A 25,811-nucleotide genomic window follows, 5' to 3' on the forward strand; every position below is an offset into this window, starting at 1 on the left:
TATTCGGAAAATAGCTATCATGTTTGAGAATTATGACCCAAAAGTAGGCTATAATTTTCAAACATGAAACAGCCCTGGGTGTATAGGGGGAAGCATTGACTACCTGATTCAAAAATATTCAAATCTAATAAAGTATTTGAAATAAAAGTTGAAAAATCACGTCTTGCACCAACTCCCGGTACACAAATTGCTAAATTTTCCAAATTTTGATTGGGAAAAATTTTAGGCATTTGGTAAACACACTCGTTGAACTGTCTATCAAAGTATAATGATTGTTTACAAAAAGGGCGATATGTACTCTTAGCAATATGTTCAGTCTCAAACTTGCCAAATTTGCCTCGCCCTAAGCCTTGTTTAATCGCTCTTGTCCAGCTAATCTTCTTCGGATCGGTATTGATAAATTTTTCAACGCTAGACTTTTCCTTTGAGCTTTGATATGCTTCGACCTGTTCATTATAAAAGTCAATCATCCTACTCATATTGGCAGCAACTGTGTCGTGAGAGAAGTTGTAGCACCAAGCGTCTCGGTTGGTTACTATGCCACCTGAATACACATCAAAAATAGTTTTACTTGATTTATCTTTTTTATCACCTAATGACATAAAACTTTCAAAGACATCATTACGTTGATTAATCCAGTCATAACTATCATTAGGGGTGATTTCTTGCCATTCAATAGTAGAAATATTCCCAAATTTTTTAATATTAGCTAATTTCTGTTCACGGGTTAAGTAATCACCAATATCATAATAAAATACTTTATTCTTTAGCTTTTTATTGGGATTTTTGATTAAGATAATAATAGCAATACCCGCTTGACTACCAGCACCAAAAATTTGACCTCCTTCTTCTTTCCAATTACCAACCCTCATATCACCTCGCAGATTTAAACAGTAAACGCTCGTAAATTCATCAACTAAGCATTTTCTTAATCCATCAGCAAAACCTTTATAAATAAATGAACTATTAGTTACAAAACAAACTATACCTTCATTTTTAATTCTATCACTTGCCCATTTAAAACCGCGAATATAAGAATCATAAAGTTTACTTCTTAAAGTAGCAGTGGAATATTTAGCATAACTGTTTCTAATCTTTTCATCTAAATGTTCATATTTTAGATTTTTATTACCATCATTCTCGCTTTTTTGACCAGCAGAATAAGGCGGATTACCAATAATAACAGTAATATCTTGTCCTTTTTGATTAACAACCCGTTGATTATTTTCAGGGAATATTCTCTCTAGTAAATAACCTTCATTTTCAAACATTTGGAAAGTATCAGTCAGCACAATGCCATTAAAAGGTTGATAGGGATTACCAGATAAATAATGATAAGTTTCCTCAATATTAATCGCCGCGATATAATAAGCTAATAAAACAATCTCATTCGCGTGTAATTCTGAGGTAAATTTCCGTTGTAAATCTTCAGGTTTAATCAACCCGCTTTGTAACAGTCTAACCATAAAAGTCCCCGTACCTGTAAAGGGGTCAAGGATATGAACACCCTCATCAGTTAATCCGACTCCAAACTCTTGTTTTAGGGCAAAATCCGCACTTTTAATAATGAAATCAACGACTTCCACTGGAGTATAAACAATCCCTAATTTTTCGACTAATCTAGGGAAGGCTGCACGGAAAAATTTATCATATAATTCGATAATTATGCGCTGTTTCCCTTCAGCGTTATCAATCCCTGAAGCCCTATCTCTAACACTTTGATAAAACTTTTCTAAAGTTCTAACTTCCTTTTCTAAAGATTGACCTTCTAAGACATCTAACATCTTTTGCATCGTCTGAGATACGGGGTTAGATTTAGTAAACTCATAACCCTCAAACAAGGCATCAAAAACAGGTTTAGTGATTAGATGTTGCGATAACATTTCAATCGCTTCATCTGGAGTTACATTAGGATTGAGGTTATTATGTAAACCTTTTAGAAACTCATCAAAAGCCTGTTTAGCGTTGGATTCTGAATTTTCTAATAAAGCCTTAATTCGGGTGGTATGTCGCTCTGCAATAACTGCCACATCCTTAGCCCAATCTTCCCAATAACGTCTATCGCCACATTTAACAACAATCTTGGCATAAATCGCGTCTCGCCATTCTTCAATGGAGAAATTGAACTCTAATTGCTGATAGGTGTCATCAGTTGGCTTTCTGACACCTTCTCCAGTGCTTTCACCACCTTGATTACCTCCAACACCAATAACATTAATTTTAGGAGGTCTTTGCTTATTTAACTCAATTTTATTAATAGTTGCATTAAATCTATCGTCATGCGCTCTTAAAGCCTGTAAGACTTGCCAAATAACCTTATATTTCTGATTATCCTTTAAAGCGACATCTGGGGATATACCCGCCGGAACTCCCACAGGGAGAATGATATAACCGTATTTTTTCCCCGCAGCTTTACGCATGACTCGACCAACGGATTGCACCACGTCAACAACGGAATTACGGGGCGTGAGGAATATAACAGCATCTAAAGCTGGAACGTCAACCCCTTCAGATAAACAACGGGCATTTGATAAAATTCGACAAATATTACCATTCTCTGAAGTATCGGCTTTTAACCATTCTATTTTAGAGGCTCTTTCTAAAGCATTCTGATTTCCGTCAACGTGGTCTACTTCACAATATAATAAATTCTCATCATCTGGGTTTAAATTTTTATATTGATTAACAATTTGAGTGAATAAATTAACATTTTTCTTAGAATCTTTAATACTACGGGAGAAGGCTACAGCCCGTTTCATGGGGTTTGTATCTTCTTCTACTTCTATGTCTTCGGGGTCAGTTCCCATCCGTTTTGATAAAACATTCCAACAGCCTGTAATTTTCACCGCATCTTCTAAATTTAACTCATTATCAGCGTCCGCTAACTGTCTTTGGAAGGTAGCACTAACATATTTTTCATCAACAGCCAAAACCATTACTTTATAGTCTGCTAATAAGTCATTCCCTACCGCTTCGCCAAAACCTAAACGATGAAATTCTTTACCATAAAGATCAACATCATCCATTGAACAAAGAGAAGCATCATTTTCCTGCGCCTGAACTTTGGTATCATCACTAAATATTTTAGGAGTTGCTGTCATATAAAGACGCTTTTTCCCTTTAAGAAAATTCTGGTCATGTACCTTAACAAAATGGGATGTATCTTTTCCCGAAATCGTCACGCCTGTAGTCCGATGTGCTTCATCACAGATAATTAAATCAAACTCAGGTAAGCCTTTGATTTGAGCATCTGCAATCGCTTGTATTGATTGATAGGTAGAAAAAATAACAGTTAAAGTTTTCCCATGAGAAGCCCGATAACTCTTGATAATTTCTTGGGCGTTAGTTGTTGGGGGAAAAGCTAAATCACTAACCGTTATATCTGAGTCATCATCATCATCACGTTTTCTTTTCCCAACTTTGGTATCTGAACAAACTGCTATGCTATGGAAATTAATATCACTTTCTGCTGTCCATTCTCTAAGGGTTTGAGATAATAAGGAAATTGAAGGGACTAAGAATAAAATTAAAGATTTTTTATTTGTAGCGAATTGTTCTGCTATTTTCAGAGATGTAAAGGTTTTACCAGTACCGCAAGCCATAATTAGCTTACCTCTATCAGCTTCAACAAAACCAGCCATTACCTTGTCTAAAGCTGTTTGTTGGTGCGGTCTAATTTGTTTTTTCGGTTTAAGTTTTAATTGAGGTTTCTTGAGACTAAAATTACTCCAGTCAATAGGACTATTAGCTAAATCATGTAATGTTAAACGAGTAACAGGAATTTGTTGATTATTTAAGGTATCTTCCGCGTGTTTGCTCCATTTATCGGTAGTCGAGACAATTATCCTTTTCTTAAATAAATCTGTACCTGACGCGGTGAAAAATGAATCAATATCAGGTTTTTGTAAAATGTGGTTAGGGCCATAACATTTACACTGAATCGCACAATAATCCCCCGTATCACGTTCTTCTGCTACTAAATCAATCCCTGTATCCGGTGCGTTGTTCCGTTTGGGGAAATCCATCCACAGCCAAACTTTACTAAAATGCTCTTTATATAAGGGATCTGTTTCAAGATACTGAACCGTTAAGCGTTCAAACTTATCGCCCAAGTCTCGCGGTGATGTGGCGGTTTCTCTAAATTCTTCAAGGATAGTATTAAGGGTAATCATTGCGTTTTTCGTAATTAAACAGATGTAACCGTTGATACAAAGAGACACGGATTCTAGCCCTTACATAGACCTTAGACATCCTTTAAGCCATTAAACGTTTTCAGTTGCTTTTCAAACTTCAGTCTAAGGGTTAATTGACAATTACTGTACCAAACTTTAATTAAACTTATAAGTGAGGTTTCTCTTATTCTGGTACTTAGCTAGGTTTTTTGTTCTCCACAGGCGGTTTTTCCTTAGAGTTTTAAGTCAAGGAATAACTGCCCAGGCGAGATATTTCCTCGACTGCGACAATGACAAGCCAGATGGCAACTGGTACACAAAGCCACTAAATTTTCTAAACGATTATCCCCAGGGTCACAATTCCAATGATGGACTTGCAACACATAAGCTCGGCGTTTTAGGGTATGAGGTAAAGCTTCTCCAGGTTTTAGACATAAACGACCACATCGTTGACATTGCCAATTCGCCGCTTCCTTAACCGCCAAAGCTAGTTCCGTCCAGTTTTCAGGATAACGATTTAAACTCATAGACTGATTTATTAATTTTTATTAAGGCTTTGATATTTATTGATGTTCCCCCTCAAGCACTTCTTACAGTCTAGTTTTTTATTGACCCGTTGAGGTAATGAATAACATAACGGATAACATAACGGATAACATAACAAATAACAGATAACATAACGGATAACATAACGGATAACATAACGGATAACATAACGAATAACAGGAATAGCAAATCAATCAATATGTCTGGACTAATTGTTAAAGGGAAACATTCATAAAAACCCCCTAACTTGGGGGCTAGGGGATTTCTGGCGGATCGCTAAATCAGTTTTGTTTGTTGCTTCAATTTGCAATCCCATTACTGAGGATTCTTAGCTAATTATCTGAATTGCACACCGAAACCTCAAGAAACACCTCAAGAAATTCCTGAAAAAAACTATCCAGATTATTCACTTCAATATGGAATTAGGGAATTGGGCTATCTCAACGGCCGTCCAAATTGTTGAGGTACTGATAGATAGCCATACCCTGAATCACGGGTACTGGAATCTGATTTGAAATGGGTTAGGTCGGCATCGGAGGACTAAATACATGATTGAGGCTGTTAATGGGGGGAATCCTAAGAACTGTCACATATTCATCAGAACTGTTACACGGATTTATATAGATTGCAATAATCAGCACCTCTCAACGATTCAAGGGGGTGCGGCATGATTACCACCGACACCACATTAAAAGGAAAGGCGATGCCGCAAGGCGGCGGCTACGCCATCGCCTCAAGCAAGCGTAACCCATGCCCAATCTGTGAAAAAACGCACGGTTGCAAGATTTCAGATAATTTAATAATGTGCCTACGGGGTGATAGCAATTGGAGCATACCCGGATGGAAATATCTCAAACCTCTCAGGGGAGGTATGGGGGGATTATTCGGGGATTATTCGGGGGAGCGTCAAGAATACAGACCGGAACAGCAACCCAAAGCCGCCAAACCTTCAAACATTACCCCGTTGACAGATGAGCAATTAGACAGAGAAGCCAGAAAAATCCTGAAACAGTTGGGATTGAGTGCCAAACATCGGGAACAGTTGCACGGTCGCGGCTTAACTGATGAACAAATTGATCAGCGTGGGTTTAAGTCGGTTGACCGCTATCAAGAATTTAATCTGATCTCGATTAGTCCTAACTTCCCTGGGATGGGAGACAAGGGAACTCTAGCCAATAGCGGATCAGGAATTCTGATTCCTATTCGGAATATCAAAGGATTAATCATTGGCTTTCAGCTTGCTAGGGATGATCGGGAGCCAAAATATCAATGGCTTTGGGGAAGTAGCGATCGCCGCGTGTCCGGTGAACTACCATTACAGTTTTTAAAATTAAATAGTTCCCCGGATTTAAACATTATAGAGGGAACATTAAAACCCTTACCCGCAGCGCATTTACACAATATTAATGTGTTGGGTGCAGGGGGTGTTAATTGGCATGGCTCCAAGAAGGAATTTAAAGCTATTGTTGATTCCAAAAACTTTGATTTATACATCTTAAACCCTGACACTGGATGCAAAGCTAATCATCATGTAATGGGTGCTTATCGGGAATTGTATCTATTCCTTAAAAAGCTCGGAGTTACCCTTTATATAAGAGATTGGGGACAAGGTGATAGACCAAAATCAGATAAAGTTGATATTGACGAAATCGACACAGAAACGTTTAATAATGCTCGGATTATCTCTTATATAGAATGGGATAATCAGGTTATTGATCAGGGAGAATTGAGTGAGGAACAATGGTTTAATCGCTTTAAATTACCTGAATTACAAAACGATTTAGCACGGATTGTTAAACGTTTTTACAGTCGGGTAAACCAGAAAAATAAACCCGTTACTCCCGAACAAAACCCCGAAGCCAAACCCGTTACAATCCCAGAAGAAAAAACAGAATGTAGCGCGATTGTACTATGGAAACCTCAGAAATTAATCTCACTACCTTACACCCCTGGACAATTGCCAACAGTTGACGAATGGCAACAGATGGGATGCCCTAAAATCATTTTTAATAATGGGGAAAGGTTGGCTTGCTATGGTGAAGCGTGCGAGAAGGGTTTTAAATTTACTTTAGACACAACTGCAACGGGTCACGGAAAATCGTTTGATTCTGGTTTGGCTAATTTAGAAACCTTTGGAATTGACCCCGATGATAAGGAGAATAAAGCCAGAATATTCTACCTATCACCTGATCATCGGAACCCAACTAACGCAACTGTAGAAGCCAATTATGTTGATTTAGAAGCCCGACATAATGGCTTAAATTATGACACTGACCGCAAAACTGCTTTAGGAAAATCTCACGTTATCCGAGCTAAAAATCAAAACCCTGATATTCCCTCGAATTGTCCAGAAAACTGTATTACTTCACAACCCACCCCTGGAACCTTTGCCATCTGACAACAGTAGCCTATAGGTTAACGGGGTAAAGCCGAGATCCGCGCCAAATAGGACATGATGTAAAGTTTTATTGCAACTAATCACTGTAACTTTTACACAGAAGGGGTTTAACTTGCTACTTTGCGGTTCGTGTCAGCTTCGCTATTTCTACGCCTATCTCGGTGGATACCCGTATGGCTCTAGTAAGGGCAGACTACGGATATCACCCAGGAAAATCTTCCCGTGAGCCGCGATCGCCCCTTCGTTAGAGTCATTTAAGGTGAGGTTTTGAGCCACTTTAATATTTGAGGATTTTTGTCATAACGGTAGGTAAAACCATCTTTGGCTGTAATCACATTCCCTCGACTGGCTTTGCTACGAATGCTAGAGAGTGATAGGTCTGTTAATAGTTTCATTTCCTGATGAGAGAATCCTTCGGGAGGATGGATTGTTTCTGGTTCCGATTCATTATTGATAGTAATATTGGGTGTTGAATTGTTATTAGGGGCATCAGTAAACATTTCTCGTGCTTTTTTAAGGCGATAATCTTGAACGGTTAAAAGTTGCCAACTAGAGTCAGCAGAAAGTTCCAAAACCCATTGATGGTAATTAAATAGACTTTCTCGGTGGCCCACACTAATAAAGGTTGTATTGCGAGTTTTTAATTGCTCATATAAAATCCCCTCGTTGGTTAAATCTAAGGCACTGGTCGCCTCATCTAAAATGGTAAAACTGGGAGGATTAACTAATAGTCGGGCAAAAGCTAGGCGTTGTTGTTCACCGAGCGAAAGAATGTTTTCCCAGGGTTTTTCAGAGTCAAAATCATCTACCCGATTTAGCACATTTTGTAAATTGACCTGTTGTAATACTTCTTGAAGTTCGGTATTGCTCATCTCACGATTGGTTAGAGGATACAACAATTGTTCGCGTAAGGTTCCCAAAATAATGTAGGGACGTTGGGGTAAAAAGAGAATTTCTTCCAGGGGAGGTCGCACTAAACGCCCAGTGCCAGCATTCCATAAACCCGCGATCGCCCGTAACAAAGAACTTTTGCCCCGACCACTGGGGCCAACAATTAGTAAGCCCTCACCCTTTTCAACAGTAAGAGATAAATCCTCAACAATGACCTGTTCATAGTTAGGGGTTTCTAAGGTAACGTGTTCAAAGGCAAAATGATTTTCTTCTATCGTTGTAATTGTGTTGGTATTATCGGGTTGTTTAGTAACAGTTTCCAAGGCATTTGAGAATTCATTTAAACGTTCTACATAACTCGAAAACCGTCCCGAAGTCCCAAATTCTGTGATCAGTTCTCCTAGGGCCGATGCAAACATAAAACTAGCTAATGAAGCTTGCTCGACTTGCCCATAATCAATTTCACCTTTGATATATAAAGGCCCAAGCACTAAGAAGGGAAAAAATTGAATGACGGAACGATAGCCCCGACTAAAAATTTCGTTGCCCTTTTCCCAATTAATTTTGTTTTTCGTATCATTTACGACTTCTTTAAAGCGTCTCTGAATAATATTTAGTTCTTCTTTTTCTCCTCGGAAAAAAGCGATAGATTCCGCATGAGTCCGAACATGGGTTAAGGCGTAGTTGTAATCCGCTTTTGATTCCAGTTGCTCTTGATTAATCTTACTTAATTCTTGATTTAGATAGGCGGCAATAAAGTTTCCAATAATAGTATAAAATAGTAAAGGAATAGCAATCTGTCGGGAAATTGACCAGACCACCGCTAAAAAAGTTAGCATTTCCAGGCTTTTTTCTAGGAAAGTCGCGGAGAAACTAATGGCGTTAGTGGCGATCGGTTCAATTTCCTGGGCTAGACGTTGATCGGGGTTATCAATGTCAGATTGAAAGTTGATTTTATAATAGGCACGATTACTAAAATATTTCTCTAAAATCTGGGTATTTAGCCATTGATACCAATCCAAGGCAATTTTTTTACGAATGTCTTTGGTAAAACCTGCCAGCAGCGTTACACAAATCAATCCGATCGCATAGACGATTAATGTACTAGCAAATTGAGAAGCATCTTTCTCTTGAATAATGACATCAATTAAACGACGATTAACAAAACTATTAAAAGCCGTTACTCCGACTAATCCCACAATTAAAAAGATGAGCAGTGATAGCATTCCCCAGGAACGAATCACCTCAGAAAAGCTTCTTTTATTCGATACAGTGGGATACCAATAGGGTTGGGCGATCGCCTTTACATCTCTTAAAAACTGATTAAAAGAAGCAAGTGCATTGGGACTAGAAGCTGCTTGGGTTGTCATGTTTGTTCTGTTACACGATTCTATAGATTATTTTAAAGGATAATCAGGTATTTTCTGAAAATTTTAAGTTACAATATTCTGTCGTTAAATCCCGTACAGGGTAAGAACATAATATATTCTGTCCCTACCAAAGATTTGTCCGTCATCACAACGTAACTTGCTGTAAGTAGCTATTCAATTTTTCAGCAAGGATTGGGTTTTTAATCAAACTGTAGTGATCTCCACTAATCCATTGGCATTCCAAGTCGTTAATTGTCTCATGCCAACCAGGGTTTTTAAGAGAACTATCCTCGGCACCGAAGAAAATGGTTTTGCCTGGGTAAGCTTTAGGTAAATAGTTGAAAAGAGCTTGTCGGTTAGCCTGAAAAATTGTAAACCAGGTTGTAATTTGTTGCTCTCCCAATTCTGGCGGTAAAATGTTAGTCTGTTTGCTCCAAGCCAAGAAATGAGTCAGTAAATCTTCCGATGTCAGATGGGAAATTTCGGACTCAGAGAAAGGAATTTCCTGATTAAACATACTTGTTAAATCCCTCACAAAAGCATAGGTAAGATTGAGACTTTCATTAAGGTCTTCTGGAAGTAATTCGGAGGAATTTTCCTGAGTATTAACTGAATTAAGCAAAATAGGAGAATAGCTATCTATTAAAGTCAATAAAGCCACTGTTTGCCCTTGCTCCGATAATTGTTGGGCGATTTCAAAAGCTATCACTCCTCCCATTGACCAGCCTCCTAAAGAATAGGGGCCAGAGGCTTGAATAGTTTGTATTGCTTTAATATAAATCGTCGCCATCTCTTCAATCGAGCTTAGAGGTTTTTCAGTTGCATTTAGTCCCAATGCTTGCAGTCCATAGAAAGGCTGCTCTGTTCCTAGATAACGAGCTAAATCGGCATAACAAAGTACATTACCGCCAATGGGATGAACGGCGAAAAATGGTGCTTTATTGCCTTGAGATTGAATGGGGATCAAGGGTGAATAGGTTAGCTGAGTCGTTTCCTGAGCTATTAATTGGGCTAGACTTGCTATCGTTCCATTTTGAAAAAGACTGGTTAAAGGTAAATTTTTGCCCAACTTTTGTTCAATGCAACTGATTAGACGAACCGCTAATAAAGAATGACCCCCCAATTCAAAAAAGTTTTCCTCAACACCAAGATCACTGATTCCTAAAACCTCTGACCAGATTTGGGTTAATTGTGATTCTAATAAATTACGAGGAGCAATTTTTTGAATATTTTTTCTGGCTTGATCATCAGGTACAGGTAGGGAACGGCGATCGCATTTGCCATTAGGAGTTAACGGCAAACAGTCTAAAATGACAAAGGTATTGGGAACGAGATAGGCAGGTAATTGATTAGCCAAGAATTGACGGAGTTCACCACTGGTTGTCTGGGAATTGGGAGTAAGAACAACGTAGGCAACTAAGCGTTGATCGCCTGGAGTATCTTCCCGAACAATTACAGCAGTAGTTTGAACATCTGAACACTGACTAAGAACCGCTTCAATTTCCCCTAATTCAATCCGAAAACCGCGAACTTTGACTTGATTATCAATGCGTCCCAGATACTCAATATTGCCATCAGTTTGCCATGTCGCTAAGTCTCCTGTTTTGTAAATTCGTTCGGTTCTTCCCAAGAGATTAACTTCAATAAATTTCTCAGCCGTTAAGTCTGGACGATTCAAGTACCCCCTCGCTAAACAGACTCCTGCAATACATAATTCTCCTGGTATTCCTGTGGGTAAGATTTGCTGATTCTCATCTAAAATATAGACCCGAATATTATCTAATGGTTTACCAATATTGGGTTTTTGACCATTTGCTTGACAAAGAGAAAGTGTAGCTGTTACTGTCGCTTCTGTCGGGCCATAGCAGTTGAATAAACGTCTTTGATTTGCCCATTTTTCTATCACATTAATAGAACAAGCTTCACCCCCAACCGTCATATTTTCTAAATGGGATAGGTTGGCTTGAGGTAAAACAGATAAGGCTGAAGGCGATAAAAAGCTATGGGTTATTTTGTTCGTTTCTAGAAAATCTACTAAGGTTTGAGTGGGTAGTAATGTTTCTTTTTTTGCTAAGTATAAACAAGCACCATGACTTAGACTCGTGGCGATTTCACCAATGGATAAATCAAAGCTAAAAGACCCAAATTGAAGTAAACGACTTTGCGGTTTAACGTGAAACAGTTTGCCCCAACTTAAGCTAAGATTAACGAGGGATTGATGTTCAATCATTACTCCTTTTGGTTGTCCTGTTGAACCCGAAGTATAAATCACATAAGTTAAATTATTTGGCTTATTTTGAACAGTGGGATTATAAATAGGGTATTGGGCAAATTTATCTTTATCTAAATACAAAACTTTATCAGATTGAAGCACCTGATCTAAAGGCAATTTATCTTTAAGGTTACTCTGGGTTAGTAAAACCGTTGCTTCACAATCTTCTAACATAAACTGAAGACGTTCAGTGGGATAGTCTGGATCAAGAGGGACATAAGCTCCCCCCGCCTTGAGAATGCCTAATAAGCCGACGATCATTTCTAAAGAACGTTCTACCGAAATACCGACTAAGACCTCTGGCCCGACTCCTAAAGTTTGTAAATAATGGGCTAACTGATTAGCGTGACAATTTAACTCAGTATATGTTAGCTGTTGGTTTTCAAAGACAACGGCTACAGCATCAGGAGTGCGTTCAACTTGCTCCTCAAATAACTGATGAATACACTTATCTTGAGGATAGTCAACCTGGGTATTATTCCAGTCAATTAATAACTGTTGTTGCTCAGATTTAGTTAATAAAGGTAATTGAGAAACTCGCTCGCATGGATTAGCAATAATCCCCTCAAGTAAAGTCATAAAATGACCGTTCATTCGTTCAATGGTTGAGCTATCAAATAAGTCTGTGCTATAAACCCAGTCCATTGCCAAGCCTTCTGAAGTTTCCCAGCAGTGTACTTCCAGATCACATCTGACAGTTTCTTCTACTAATAATGGTAAACTTTCAATGCTTAAACCTGACAGATTCCATGCATCTTGAGACACATTTTGTAGGGCAAATATTACTTGTACCAGGGGATTTCTGCTCAAATCACGGTCAGGTTGTAGCTTTTCTACTAACATCTCGAAGGGGAGGTCTTGGTGAGCATAACCTGCTAACGTTGTTTGTTTAACTTGTTCTAATAATTCTAAAAAATTAGGATTTTCAGATAAGTTAATTCTTAGGGCCAAAGTGTTAGCAAAAAAACCAATTAGGGGTTCGATCGCTGCTTGATTACGGTTAGCGATCGGCGAACCCACCAGCAGATCGGATTGATGACTATAACGAGATAATAAGACTCCAAAAGCAGCTAACAACGTCATAAATAGGGTCGCACCACGTTCTTGACTTAACTGTTTGAGACCTTGAGTGACGTTTTGATCCAGTTGAAAATGTTCAACTCCACCCCGAAAACTTTGCACCGCAGGACGAGGCCGATCCGTTGGCAAAGCGAGGACTGGAGTTACTGTTGCTAACTGTTCTTGCCAATAATTAAGTTGTTTATCTAAGACCTCACCTGAGAGATATTGACGTTGCCAAACCGCAAAATCTGCATACTGAATAGACAACGCAGGCAGAGGATTTGCTAAGTTCTTTAAAAATGCTTCGTATAGAGCCGATAACTCCCGAATTAAAATGCCAAAAGACCAACCGTCATAGATAATATGGTGCATTTTTAACAGCAGCACCGACTTCTGGGGACTCAATTGCAATAATCTAAACTGGATGAGTGGCCCCATCGTTAAATCAAAAGCTTGTTCTGCTTCCAATTCTGCTACTTGTTGAATTTTGGCTGATTGTTGATTGGGGGATAAATCTTGATAATTATCAACTTTTAAACGAAAAGAACCAGGAGCTGCGATCGCCTGAATAGGTTCTCCTGAAACAGTGGGAAATGTTGTCCTAAAAATTTCATGGCGGTTAATTAATTCCCCCAAACTCTGCTCTAACACCGTTAGATTGAGAGGCCCCTGAATTTGTAATATTTCCAGGGCATTGTAGGAACGACTATCAGGGGAAAGATGGTGTAAAAACCATAAACGTTGTTGAGCAAAAGAGAGAGGTAAATGGCCGTCCCTAGCGACAGGTTGAATGGGCAACTGATAGGCTGTTTTAGACTGTTTAGCCTGTTGTAAAAATTGTAGTAATTCAGGTTTGCGATCGCCAATTTCTTGACGGAGGGCAGGAGTTAAAATCCCTTCAGGGGCCTGACAGCGTAGGCGATTTTCATCAGCTTCTAAAGTAATGCCTAAACTGCTCAGATGACAGACAAATTCAACAATCGTTTTCGTCATAATTTAGAACTCCACTACCTCAGTATTTTCATTATTTAACGAGCTATCGGCTTGATCCTGGGCGACCCAATCCACCGCTTGAATATAACCCGCAATGCCCGCGATCGTCGGCGATTCAAACATAATTTGTACCGAAAGATCAAGTTCAAAAGCTGAATTAATCCGCGATAACACCTGAGTAGCCAATAGAGAATGACCGCCCAATTCAAAAAAGTTATCCTTAACGCCAATGCGTTCCAATCCTAAAACTTCACTCCAAATGTGAGTTAGTTGAGCTTCAATGGGGTTTCGGGGTAAAACAAAACTATTAGCCAGATTACGGGTCGCCGTGTCAGGAGAAGGTAATGCCTTACGATCCACCTTACCATTGGGAGTTAAAGGAAGAGAATCAAGCAGAACAAACGCCTGGGGAACCATATAACTGGGTAGCTTTTGTTGCAGAAATTCCCGTACTTTAGGAACTAATTTTTGGACTAACTTACCGCGTAGAGGATTATTGGTGTAATCATTCCAGGGTTTTGTTTTAATGGCTTTGTCATCCCAAAAAGCAAGCTTTGAAACTGTCCAATCTTTTGACACTTCCTCCGCTTCTGACGCTAAATTACGCTGAAAAATAACATCAAAGGAACCGTCTTGACTACTTTCCCACCAACTGAGGTGAGCGGTGTAACCTAAAGATTCAGCAAATTGCCAAACCTGTTCAGGATTAATGCCACTATCTACTTGTTGTTTTAGAAGTTTTTTCAGTGGCTCAACTGTTTCAACTTCAGGTGCATTTTCTACCCATTCCCAAATTTTTAGAGCCTGTTCGACTCGCTGATTAGGAATACCGCGAACTCCTAATAATTCAGGTTTTTGGGTCAACAATTGCTCTTGAATTTGAGTCAAAGAAAGTTGGTCAAGTTGCCAATTAAACCAGGAAATTACCGTTGCTTTGCTGATTGGTAATGGTTGATTATTGATAGGTTCTAAATGGAGAGTGACATCATAGCGAAATTGGGTTAACTCATTTTGAGCCAGACCCCGTTTCGGTTGAATTTCTACCCAGGCAATTTTTGGAAAATGTTGTTTTAAAGCCAGGAAAAAAGTGGGATCAATGACCAGTTCCTCTTCTCCTGCCATACTTTGGCGCACCTGTTGTTGCCATTGTTCAACGGTTTTGGAGTCAGAGGCTTGGGCTAACTGGACAGCAGCGTGGTATGGCTCTAATAAAGGTAAACTACGCACATCCCCTACAAAAATCTGGCCGCGCTCGCTAATAACATTGATAGCTCCCTCCAGTACCTCTAACAAATAATCCACACTGGGAAAATATTGAATAATCGAATTTAAGACGACGGTATCAAATTGATGCTGGGCAATGCCCTCAAAATTATCCGCCGTTTGACAGACTAACTTAACCTTTTCTAAACCTTCAACAGCACGGCAAACCCCTTCAACATACTGGATCGCTACCTGGGAATAATCCGTTGCCCAATATTCGAGACAATGCTTTGCCACCCTGGAGAGCAATAAACCCGTACCACAGCCAATTTCTAAACCTCGCTCTGGTTGGAAGGCCAAAATACGGCTGACGGTGTTTTCGACCCACTCTCGCATTTCTGAAGCAGGAATCGGCTGGCGAGTATAACTGCTATTCCAACCCGTGATATTAAAAGTTAGGTCGGCTAGGCTGTCTTGCCCTTGACTATAGGTTCTTTCATAGAGACTTTGCCAATCACTAATGTATTCACTTTGCCATTGGGCTAATTGCTCTGGTAGGGCCTCATTTTGCAGGGCGGGAACCAGGTAAGCAACGAGACGTTTATCCCCAGCACTATCTTCCCTGGCAACGACGACATTTTGAGCTAATAAGAGATATTGACTTAAAACGGCTTCAATTTCTCCCAATTCAATACGGAATCCCCGAATCTTAACTTGATTATCAATTCGTCCTAAGTATTCGATCTTACCATCAGGCAAATAACGGGCTAAATCTCCCGTTTTATATAATTTTGATTGTTGATTGCTTACCTTACTAAGGGGTTCAAAAGGATTGGGAATAAACTTCTCGGCCGTCAATTCTAGGCGGTTAAGGTAGCCTCGTGCTAATCCTGCTCCACCAATATGTAACTCTCCTGACACCCCCACTGGCACTGGTTGCAGATACTTATCCAAGATGTAAACTTGGGTATTAGCAATGGGTTTCCCAAGGGGAATTGACTTAATCTTTGTTTCTAGTTGTTTGGGGATCGGATAACAACAAGTAAAAGTTGTACTTTCTGTTGGGCCATAGCCATTAATAATCTGCGTAAATGGCAGAGTGAAGAGAGCTTTTTGAACGTGAGCAATCGAAAGAGCTTCCCCACCAATTAGTAGCTGCTTAATTCCTGATAGGGCTTGTGAGTCATCGTCAATTATGGCGTTAAATAAAGCGGTCGTCAGCCATAAAATAGTAATGCCATGTTTATCAATTGCATCTCTCAGACTTTTAGCGGTAGGAATATTTCCTGGGAAGAGAACGCATCTGGCACCATGCAACAAAGCTCCCCAAATCTCGAAGGTAGAAGCATCAAAGGCAATGGGAGCCATCTGTAGAAACGTTTCGTTGGCATCTAGATCAACATAATTTATGCCAAACAAAAGACGATTAACACTACGGTGAATAACCTCAACACCCTTGGGAGTTCCCGTAGAACCAGAGGTGTAAATCACATAAGCCAAATTTTCCGCCGAAACCGCGCTGTTAAGATTCTCCTGACTTGCTTGATTAATTTGTTCCCAATCTTTGTCTAAACAGACGACAATAGCCTCATGATTCGGAAGGGAAGCAAGTAAAGATTCTTGAGTTAACAGTATTTTAACCTGAGTGTCTTGGAACATGAAGCTAATGCGTTCCTGGGGATAATCAGAGTCAATGGGAAGATAGGCTCCGCCAGCTTTGAGAATGGCCAAAAGTCCCACAATCATTTCTAAAGAACGTTCAACACAAATCGCCACAAGCTGATCAGCGACCACTCCTAAAGATTGTAAGTAATGGGCTAATTGATTGGCCTGACAATTTAACTCAGCATAGGTTAATAGTTGATTTTCAAACACCACCGCGATCTCATCGGGAGTGCGTTCAACTTGCGTTTCAAATAATTGATGAATACAGGAATCCTGGGGATAATCGGCTTGGGTTTGATTCCAATTGACTAAAAGTTGCTTTTGTTCCTGTTCCGACAACAAAGGTAATAAGCTCACCGACTCTTGAGGATTAGCAATAATTGCCCTGAGAATATTCTGAAAATGTTCCAATAGACGGGCGATCGTTGGGCCATCAAATAGGTCAATGTTATAGCAACAGAATCCAGCTATGCCGTCGTTAACCTCTGACAAGTGAACCTCTAGGTCAAAACGGGCAGGCTCAAGTTCCCAAGACATTTCTGCAATGGTCAAACCAGGTAAATTCCAAGCTTCATTGGCCGCATTTTGTAGGGCAAACATCACCTGTACCAGGGGATTACGGTCTAATTTGCGCTCTAGCTGTAATTCTTCCACTAACATTTCAAAGGGTAAATCTTGATGCTCATAGGCATCCTGAGTCACTGCTTGTACTTGTTTTAAGAAAGCAGCAAAGCTTGGTTTTTCCGATAAATCTAATCTCAACGCCAGGGTGTTGACAAAAAAGCCAATTAATCCCTCAATTTCTCGACGATTACGGTTGGCGATCGCGGAACCAATGACTATATCAGTCTGGCCACTATAACGGGATAAAACCACCCCAAAAGCGGCTAACAAAGTCATAAACAAAGTGCAACCCGACTGTTGACTTAACGCCTTTAATTCTTGGGTTAGCTTACTATCTAGCTGAAATCTTTCTATCTTGCCTTGAAAAGTTTGGATAGCAGGACGAGGGCGATCGGTGGGCAGTTCTAACAGAGGAGGAGCAGCCGCTAATTGTCGCTTCCAATATGCCAATTGAGCCGCTAAAACTTTACCCTGTAACCACTGTCGCTGCCAAACGGCAAAATCCGCATACTGAATCGGTAAAGTCGGTAAAGTCGGTTTTTCGCCTGCAACAAAGGCCCCATAGAGATGGGACAATTCACGAACAAAAACACCAATTGACCAACCATCGGAAATAATGTGGTGCATATTAATTAATAAAATATGCTTTTCAGGCTGCAATTTTAAGAGCGTTACCCTTAGTAAAGGACTCTTGGTTAAATCAAAAGGCGTTTGGGCTTCTGCCTGGGCTAATTTTTCTGCTGCTGCTGCTTCCTTTCCTTCCAAATTGACTATGGATAATTCCCAAATGGGATTGGGATCAATGACCTGCACTGGAACCCCGTAAACCGTTTGGAAACTGGTACGCAATGGCTCGTGACGTTGGATTATTGCTCCTAGAGCTTGTTTGAGGGCTTCTACTTGCAGAGACCCGCTTAAACTCAAGGCCCCTGTCATGTTATAGGTTCCCGTTGCTCCTTCTAATTGATACAGAAACCAAAGTCGCGCCTGGGCAAAAGATAGGGGTAATTGGCCATCGCGGACAATGGGAAAAATGGTTCTAGGGCCAACCTCTGAATCCAGTTGATCGAGAAATTGAATGATTTCTGCTTTACGGTTTTTCAGTTCTGTTTGAATCTCTGGGGTTAATAGGCCCTGGGGAGCATTACAACGCAAGCGATCGCCGTCCATCCAGAGTTTAATATCTTGATTGGCTAAATCCGATAAAAAGGTTTCAATGGATTTCATAGTTCAATCTCCTCGCGATCGCCCGATAAATGTTCAATAGGGGTTTGTAATTTTTGTAAAGTGGCATGAATGTCCGTTAAGGCTAAAGCCAAATCCGCCACAGTCGGTTGTTCAAACAGACGACGCAGGGGTAACTCTAGGGAAAAACTTTCTCGTAACCGTGAAATAACTTGAGTGGCTTGCAAAGAATTACCGCCGATCTCAAAAAAGTTATCATAAATTCCTACTTTTTCCAGTTTTAAAACTTGACCAAAAATAGCGGCGATCGCCTCTTGGGTAGGATTGTCTGGAGCCACATAATCTACCGAACGATGTAACTCTGGATTGGGCGAGGGTAAAGCACGGCGATCAATTTTGCCATTGCTGGTTAACGGTAAATTTTCGAGGATCAGCCAATAGGCTGGAACCATATAGTCGGGAAGCTGCTGTTTAACAAACTCTCGTAATGATTGAGTCGTAAAAGCAGGATCATTAAGGACAAGATAGGCTGCCAAAGCCCGATCTTCAGGGCGATCGTTTTCATTCACCAAAACCACCGCTTCTCGTACCTGGGGATGGGAAAGCAAAACCGCTTCGATTTCTCCTAATTCAATCCGAAAACCGCGAATTTTGACCTGATTATCAATACGTCCCAGATACTCAATATCGCCATCGGGTAAATAACGAGCTAAATCTCCCGTTTTATAGAGTTTTGAAGGCTGATCTTCTAGCCCCCTAAATCCCCCAATACTGGGGGACTTTGAACCCTCTATCAGTTCCGAACTCCCCCCAAAGTTGGGGGGCTGGGGGGGCGAAAGAGGGGTTGGGGAGGGAGCAAACGGATTAGGAATAAACTTTTCAGCCGTTAACTCAGGTCTGTTTAAATAACCTCGCGCCAAACCAACCCCACCAATGTGTAATTCTCCTGCTACTCCGATAGGCACTGGCTGAAGATGGGAGTCTAAAATGTAAATTTGGGTATTGGCGATCGGCCGACCAATGGGTACTGTTTTCAAATTGCTATCTGATTGACACTCCCAAAACGTGACATCAATCGCGGCTTCTGTTGGTCCGTAAAGATTGTGTAATTCACAGGCTAAACGGGCAAAAAAACGTTCTTGAAGCTCTAAGGAGAGGGCTTCACCACTACAAATTACTCGCTTAATACTAATACAATTTTCTATGCCTTTTTCTGTCAAGAAAATCTGTAGCATGGAAGGCACAAAATGTAGAGTGGTTACTTGTTGCTCTTGAATAAGCTTGACTAAGTAACTAGCATCTTTATGGCCATTAGGTTTGGCAAAAACTAAACGCGCTCCGTTTAATAGGGGCCAGAATAATTCCCACACTGAGACATCAAAACTAAAAGGGGTTTTTTGTAAAATACAGTCTTCTGCGGTTAATTGATAGGCTTCTTGCATCCATAACAAGCGATTACTAATACCCCGATGAGTATTCATCGTGCCTTTCGGTTTACCTGTCGAACCAGAGGTATAAATTACATAGACAAGATTACCCGTTGTGACTGAATTTTCGGGATTAACATTCTTTGCTTGGGAAATAATTTGGCGATCGCTATCCAAACAAATAATCTTGGGAGTAGCCGTTTCTGAAGACTGAGGAAAAGATGCCAGTAAATGCTGTTGTGTTAATAAGAGAGAAACTTGACTATCCTCTAACATAAACTGAAGACGTTCAGTAGGATAGTCAGGATCAAGAGGGACATACGCTCCCCCCGCCTTAAGAATCCCTAACAAGCCGACAATCATTTCAAAAGAACGTTCTACCGCAATGCCGACTAAGACCTCTGGCCCGACTCCTAAACTTTGTAAGTAATGGGCTAACTGATTGGCTCGACCATTTAACTCAGTGTATGTTAACTGTTGGTTTTCAAAGACGACCGCGATCGCATCGGGAGTTCGTTCAACTTGCGCTTCAAATAATTGATGAATGCACTGATCTTGTGGATAATCGGTCTTGGTATTATTCCAATCCACTAATAACTGGTGTCGTTCAGCAGGGCTTAATAAGGGCAATTCCCGCAGATTTTGTTGCGGATCATTAATAACTGCCTGAAGTAAGGTTTGGAAATGGCCTAACCAACGCTCAATAGTTTCATGCCGAAATAAATCTGTATTATAGTCACAATCAATCAGAGCTTCTCCGCCCATTTCTGTCACATTCCAATGCAAATCTCGATCCTTAAAACTTACACTTTGAGGCAGCAAATTAACTTCTAATTCCCTCATTTGCGGTAAGTTAATGACTGGCTCTAAATTGAAACTGACATCAATTAAAGGAGAGCGACTGGTATTGCGGGGTAAATTTAGCTGATTGAGCAATAAAGCAAAGGGATAGTCCTGATGTTCATATCCCGATAACAACACTCCACGCATTTGTTTGAGATAATCAGCAAAAGTGGGATTACCTACTAATTGACTGCGAATTGGTAAAAAATGGGTACAATAACCCACCATTCCTTCACTGTCTAAAAGGCCGCGTCCAGAAGCGGGCAAACCCACGAGAATGTCATCCTGTCCCGTCAAACGATGAATGAGAACGTTATAAACCGATAACAGGGTCATCAGCAAGGTACAGCCCTGTTTGCGACTAAATTGCTTTAATTTTTCCGTAAATTGGCTATCTAGGGTCAGACTTTGGCGATTGGCTTGGTAACTGGGTAAAGCTGGACGAGGTTGGTCAGTGGGTAAATTCAAAACAGGGGGATTGGCAAGGGTTGTTAACCAATAGGCTTGCTGTTTGTTCAGTTCTTCCCCTTGGCTGGGCTGGGTTTGCCATTCGATTAATTCCCGAAACTGTTTAGGGGTTTTAAGAGCAGCACTAACACCCTGACATTTAGCGGAATATAACTCTCCCAATTCCCGAAGTATTACCCCCATTGACCAACCGTCGGCAATAATATGATGGGTCGTTAATACTAATAAATGTAATTCTGGCTCTAATTTGAGTAGATGCCAACGCACGAGAGAACCCTGGCTCAAATCAAAGGGTTTTTGACTTTCTGCCTTTAACCATTGCTCTGTTTGCTGTTGGACAGTGGCTTGATCTGTACTGAAGTCTAAAATAGGACAGTTAATCTCTACCTGGGGCAGAATTTCCTGACTATCTCCCTGGGCATTAATCTTGGTTCGCAATGCTTCATGGCGATCGCTGATTTGTTGAATAGCCTGAGTCATAGCGGCGGGATTTAAAGGGCCGCGTAATTGCAAGGTTACGGATTGGTTATAGGCAACAGAGCCGTTTGCTCCCAATTGGGCCAAAATCCAAAGTTGTCGTTGGGCTTCAGTGAGAGGGACGTGATCCCCCCCTAACCCCCCTTGATAAGGGGGGAGATGTTGATCATCCCCAAGCCTCCCCATCATCCCGCGCTCCCTTTGCCAGGGAAGAGAGGGGGGGAGATGAGGTTGATACAAGTCTTTCAGGGTATGGAGATGGGGTAAATTAGCCAAAACCGTCTGTTCATCCACCCCAAAGTCAATAAAACAAGCCACCTCATCCACGCCTACGGACTGCAAATAATCAATGATCTGACGACAGGATTCAGGTGTGCCAATTAAAGCACTGGTTTCCACATAGCGTTTATAGGCAGAGGCGAGGATAAATTCTCGATCTTCTTCTCTTAAGCGTTCAAAATCTACTTCCATGCCCTGGCTTTTGACCATATTCTGCAAGAGTCCTACGGAAGAGGTGAGGTAATGGCCAAAGGGTTTGCGGGCCTGTTCTCGAACTTGTTCTAAATCATTGCCGACAAAGGTATGCAGTAAGACTGTCACCGTTCCCGATGCGGGCTCATAACCATTCTCTGCCAAAGATTGACGATAAAGGGCAATATTACGCGCTAAATCTTCAACGCTTTGCCCCATAAGATTGGTTAAAACACCAGCACCGATCGCCCCTGCTCTGATATAGGTATCGGGATTATTAACAATGGTGATCCAGGTGGGTAATTGGGACTGCATCGGTTGGGGATAGGTTTTTACCTCTACCATTTGACCATTACCGTCTAGCACGGCGATCGCTTCCCCCCGCCAAAGTTTCTGGACGGTTTCAATTTCCTGAAACATTAGTTCTCGATGCTGACCAAAGGACTGGGGAGCCAAAACAAAATCCTGGGAATGCCAACCCGATGCAAAGGCAATACCGACGCGGCCCTGGGAAAGATTATCCACTACTGCCCATTCTTCAGCAACTCGGAGCGAATGGTGTAGGGGTAAAACCACACTGCCCGATCGCAGTTGAATCTGTTCTGTTTCCCTGGCTAAAGCAGCGGCCAAAACCGAAGGATTGGGAGAAAAGCCACCAAAAGCATGGAAATGACGTTCTGGAATCCATAAGGCCGTAAAACCAGCGCGATCGCCAAATTTAGCCCCTTCAAACAGCAAATTGTATTTATTCGGGTTAAATTCTGCTTCATAGCTACCGAAATAGTAGAGGCTAAACTGCATGGATTTTCGTGCTTGAAAACCGCTTTTTTGCCCTAACTTAGGGTCATTAACAGAACGATGACCAGTCGTTGCCCGAATAGCATTAGCAGAAACTGGGTTAGAGACAAGACTATTATTAATGGCAATTGGTTCAACGCGGTTGGTTTGAGGCGTTTGAACTGACCAGGAAGGCTTTTTTGCGGGGAGAAAACCTCCTTGACGCAATTCTGCGACGCTATCCTTAACCGTTTGGACAAATTGGGCAAGATCAGCTTCTGTATGGGCCGTCGAAAGGAAATGTTTACGCCATTCCCAGACATAAATACCTTTTTCCACCATGTGATAGAAAAGTAAATCTAAATTCCCCGCCAGGGCAAAACGGAAGAAAGAACTAAACTGTTCAATTTTAATGGGAACGTCTTCTGATTCAAAATAGCGATTGAGGGTATCGGCTAAGGCGGCGGTGCGTTCATTTAATTGTTCTTGCAGACCTGACCCCTGCTCCTTCAAATGTGTAAGGACAGCCCTGGCCGCCACAATTGCTAAGGGATGCTGATTAAAGGTTCCCCCAAAAAAGGTTCTGTCCACGCCAGGATAGGATTTATCGCCATAATTCCACATTCCCCCGTCAATGCTGTCCAGATAACGGGCCTTACCCGCTACGACTCCAATGGGCATTCCCCCCGCAATCACTTTGCCGTAGGTAGCAATATCTGCCTGTACTCCAAATAAAGCTTGCGCTCCCCCTGGGTGCGCTCGAAAACCCGTAATCATTTCATCAAAAATCAGGGCGACTCCCATTTTACTGGTAATTTGTCGCAGACTTTGGAGAAATTGTGTTGGTTGTAACAGGGGATTATTACTTTGGATTGGTTCCACCAAGACGGCGGCTAAATCCTGTCCCTGGGTTTGTAAATAGTTCAGAGCCTCCGCACTGCCATAGTCTAATACCACCACATCTGAGCCAATGCTTGGGGGAACCCCTAAGGCCAGGGGAAAAGAACGGGATTCATTGTTAATTATTTGCTTTCTAACGAGGGTTCCGTCCGCATGACCGTGATAGGAGCCTTCAAAGAGGGCAATCTTGTTGCGACCTGTTGTTGCCCTGGCGATACGGATAGCGGCCATTACTGCTTCGGTTCCTGAGTTACAGAAACAAGCTCGTTCGGCTCCCGTAAATTCACAAATTAGGGCGGCTACTTCTCCCACAATCGGCGATCGCGGATTAAGGTGAATCCCTTCGGTGAGTTGACTTTGTAGGGCCGACATAATGAAATCGGGTTGATGGCCAAATAGTGTTACCCCTTGCCCCATCGTCATATCAAGGTATTCATTACCGTCCACATCCCAAATTCTTGATCCTTGAGAACGTTGGGCCACAATGGGATAGAGCATTTCTTTAATGGACAAACGGAATCCGACTGAGGCGCGACTATCTGCTAAAACAGAGCGATCGCGTTGCACAATTTGCTTAGAGGTTTTGGTGCGCTCAGTAAAGCGGGTAATTAATGCGTCCAGGTGTTGCTGTTGTTGCGAGGTTAATCCTCCTGTCGGCGGTTTTTTCGGCCCCCAGGGAGTGGCTGTAACCCTAGGCTGAGGAGGAGTGGGGAGAGGGGGAGAGGGGGAGAGGGGGCAGGGCTGTTTCATGTTTGAAAATTATAGCCTACTTTTGGGTCATAATTCTCAAACATGATAGCTATTTTCCGAATAATTAATATTTCATATAATTGCTATATTAATATTAATTATAGGAGGTATTATCTAAGCAGCATAAATATTCTTATTCCCTATGGAGTAAGACTTACATTCCCGATTTTTATCTATTTTTCCTAAATTAATTGCTCTATTTTTTCATTTTTAACCTTCGGATTAAGAGATAGCCACTAATTTCTCCCAATGATTTCCTAACCACCTTCTTCCCTCTGTTATTGACAAAAATCCTAAACCTCTGAAAATATTCAATCCTAGGGTGTTGAGCAGTGCCCAATTAGTCGCGGCTTGTACTTGATGAATTTTCATACTATCCTCTTTAAATAACACATCTTTTACCCAATGAACTTGATTCTCAATCCCCCAATGCCCTTTAATTTTTTTGGAAAAAAAATCCGCCTTTTCCCAGATACTACTTATATAATAAACCGTTTCTCTATAAGGCTTTTTTCCTCTGTATCCCCACCTTTCTACCTGAATTATACTTTGAATATGTTCCCAAGGGCTTTCAATTTTTATCGAATTTTTAAACACTGATACCCGACGAGTTATTTCTCGTCCATGACCCCTCTCTTTTTGAGTATCTATACTTTCAGCTTTCGTCGTTTTTGTAATTTTTTCAATTTGATTATACAGTTTGATTTGATTCTTTTTAACCGCGATTAAATAATCGTTTTCACTCTCGATAATCTTTCGGACTGTGGTGACATTACAATGTAACGCATCCGCAGTTATTAACTTTCCTTTTAGACCACATTCTTCTATTATCCCTTGGGCTACAGCTTGTTCTGAACCGGTTTTACTCTCGAACTTTTCCGTCGCTAATACTAATCCGGTTTCTTGACTAAATAGAGATACCATTATTACCATGTTTTGCTGCTGATTGCCTGGGTCTTTTACCGTACTTCTTAAACTTTTTCCATCTATTGCTAATCCCTCTATTCCCTTTAATTTAGGAGAATTCTCTCTTGACCATTCTTTTACTATTTTGCTTAAATCCTTCTCGTCTACTCCTCTCATCACCCTCCTTATTGTTGAATAAGATGGCATTCCTTGGCTATAGATATTGAATGTTCTTTTCAGGATAACTTCGTTGGCTTTGACAAAATATTCCATCTCTCGATATCCTTGATGCCCTGACATCACCCCTAAAACTACTACTAATAGCACTTCCCATAAACTATACCTTTTTCCCTGATTTTTTCGGAAATCCTTGACTTCTTTTAAATTTTCTATTAAACTTGTTAGCATCTT

Annotated in this window: 8 protein-coding genes; 1 reads left to right on the forward strand and 7 read right to left on the reverse strand. The window is 40.9% G+C overall.

From position 1 onward, the window contains the following. Positions 1-17: 17 nt before the first annotated feature. Together NMG86_RS25075 and NMG86_RS25080 are read right to left on the reverse strand one after the other, a co-directional pair. Entirely contained in the window at positions 18-4,172 is a 4,155-nt protein-coding gene (locus NMG86_RS25075) for a DEAD/DEAH box helicase (protein WP_087882300.1), read from the reverse strand. Between the two features lie 233 nt (positions 4,173-4,405). Then, the gene (locus NMG86_RS25080) at positions 4,406-4,699 is read right to left on the reverse strand and encodes a hypothetical protein (RefSeq protein WP_026798336.1); all 294 of its coding nucleotides are present in this window, start codon (positions 4,697-4,699) and stop codon (positions 4,406-4,408) included. Between the two features lie 686 nt (positions 4,700-5,385). On the opposite strand from NMG86_RS25080, the gene NMG86_RS25085 reads away from it, so the two are divergent. After that, a complete protein-coding gene (locus NMG86_RS25085) occupies positions 5,386-7,116 on the forward strand; it encodes a hypothetical protein (RefSeq protein ID WP_499103737.1) in 1,731 nt (576 codons plus the stop codon). A 254-nt stretch (positions 7,117-7,370) separates the two neighbouring features. Here NMG86_RS25085 and NMG86_RS25090 read toward each other — a convergent pair whose 3' ends face one another. The 5 genes from NMG86_RS25090 to NMG86_RS25110 all read right to left on the reverse strand — a co-directional run bounded on the left by NMG86_RS25090 (position 7,371) and on the right by NMG86_RS25110 (position 25,808). After that, entirely contained in the window at positions 7,371-9,377 is a 2,007-nt protein-coding gene (locus NMG86_RS25090; protein ID WP_026798335.1) for an ABC transporter ATP-binding protein/permease, read from the reverse strand. 145 nt (positions 9,378-9,522) lie between these two features. After that, on the reverse strand, positions 9,523-13,704 hold the full coding sequence (locus NMG86_RS25095; RefSeq protein ID WP_026798334.1) for a non-ribosomal peptide synthetase: 4,182 nt from the start codon (positions 13,702-13,704) through the stop codon (positions 9,523-9,525). Positions 13,705-13,707: 3 nt separating this feature from the next. Next, positions 13,708-18,423, reverse strand: a complete 4,716-nt coding sequence (locus tag NMG86_RS25100) for a non-ribosomal peptide synthetase (RefSeq protein ID WP_043939613.1) — start codon at positions 18,421-18,423, stop codon at positions 13,708-13,710. Next, positions 18,420-24,494, reverse strand: a complete 6,075-nt coding sequence (locus NMG86_RS25105) for a MupA/Atu3671 family FMN-dependent luciferase-like monooxygenase (RefSeq protein WP_499103738.1) — start codon at positions 24,492-24,494, stop codon at positions 18,420-18,422. Before NMG86_RS25105 ends, NMG86_RS25100 begins: the two co-directional genes overlap by 4 nt. 222 nt (positions 24,495-24,716) lie before the next feature. After that, the gene (locus NMG86_RS25110) at positions 24,717-25,808 is read right to left on the reverse strand and encodes an ISAs1-like element ISPlr1 family transposase (RefSeq protein WP_026795269.1); all 1,092 of its coding nucleotides are present in this window, start codon (positions 25,806-25,808) and stop codon (positions 24,717-24,719) included. Between the last annotated feature and the right edge of the window lie 3 nt (positions 25,809-25,811).

The organism is Planktothrix rubescens CCAP 1459/22 (genome assembly GCA_904830895.1).
GTDB classification, from domain to species: domain Bacteria; phylum Cyanobacteriota; class Cyanobacteriia; order Cyanobacteriales; family Microcoleaceae; genus Planktothrix; species Planktothrix agardhii.

Coding starts and splice junctions, on each gene's coding strand:
- NMG86_RS25075 (WP_087882300.1), bottom strand. CDS start 4,172: ATGATTACCCTTAATACTATCCTTGAAGAATTTAGAGAAACCGCCACA.
- NMG86_RS25080 (WP_026798336.1), bottom strand. CDS start 4,699: ATGAGTTTAAATCGTTATCCTGAAAACTGGACGGAACTAGCTTTGGCG.
- NMG86_RS25085 (WP_499103737.1), top strand. CDS start 5,386: ATGATTACCACCGACACCACATTAAAAGGAAAGGCGATGCCGCAAGGC.
- NMG86_RS25090 (WP_026798335.1), bottom strand. CDS start 9,377: ATGACAACCCAAGCAGCTTCTAGTCCCAATGCACTTGCTTCTTTTAAT.
- NMG86_RS25095 (WP_026798334.1), bottom strand. CDS start 13,704: ATGACGAAAACGATTGTTGAATTTGTCTGTCATCTGAGCAGTTTAGGC.
- NMG86_RS25100 (WP_043939613.1), bottom strand. CDS start 18,423: ATGAAATCCATTGAAACCTTTTTATCGGATTTAGCCAATCAAGATATT.
- NMG86_RS25105 (WP_499103738.1), bottom strand. CDS start 24,494: ATGAAACAGCCCTGCCCCCTCTCCCCCTCTCCCCCTCTCCCCACTCCT.
- NMG86_RS25110 (WP_026795269.1), bottom strand. CDS start 25,808: ATGCTAACAAGTTTAATAGAAAATTTAAAAGAAGTCAAGGATTTCCGA.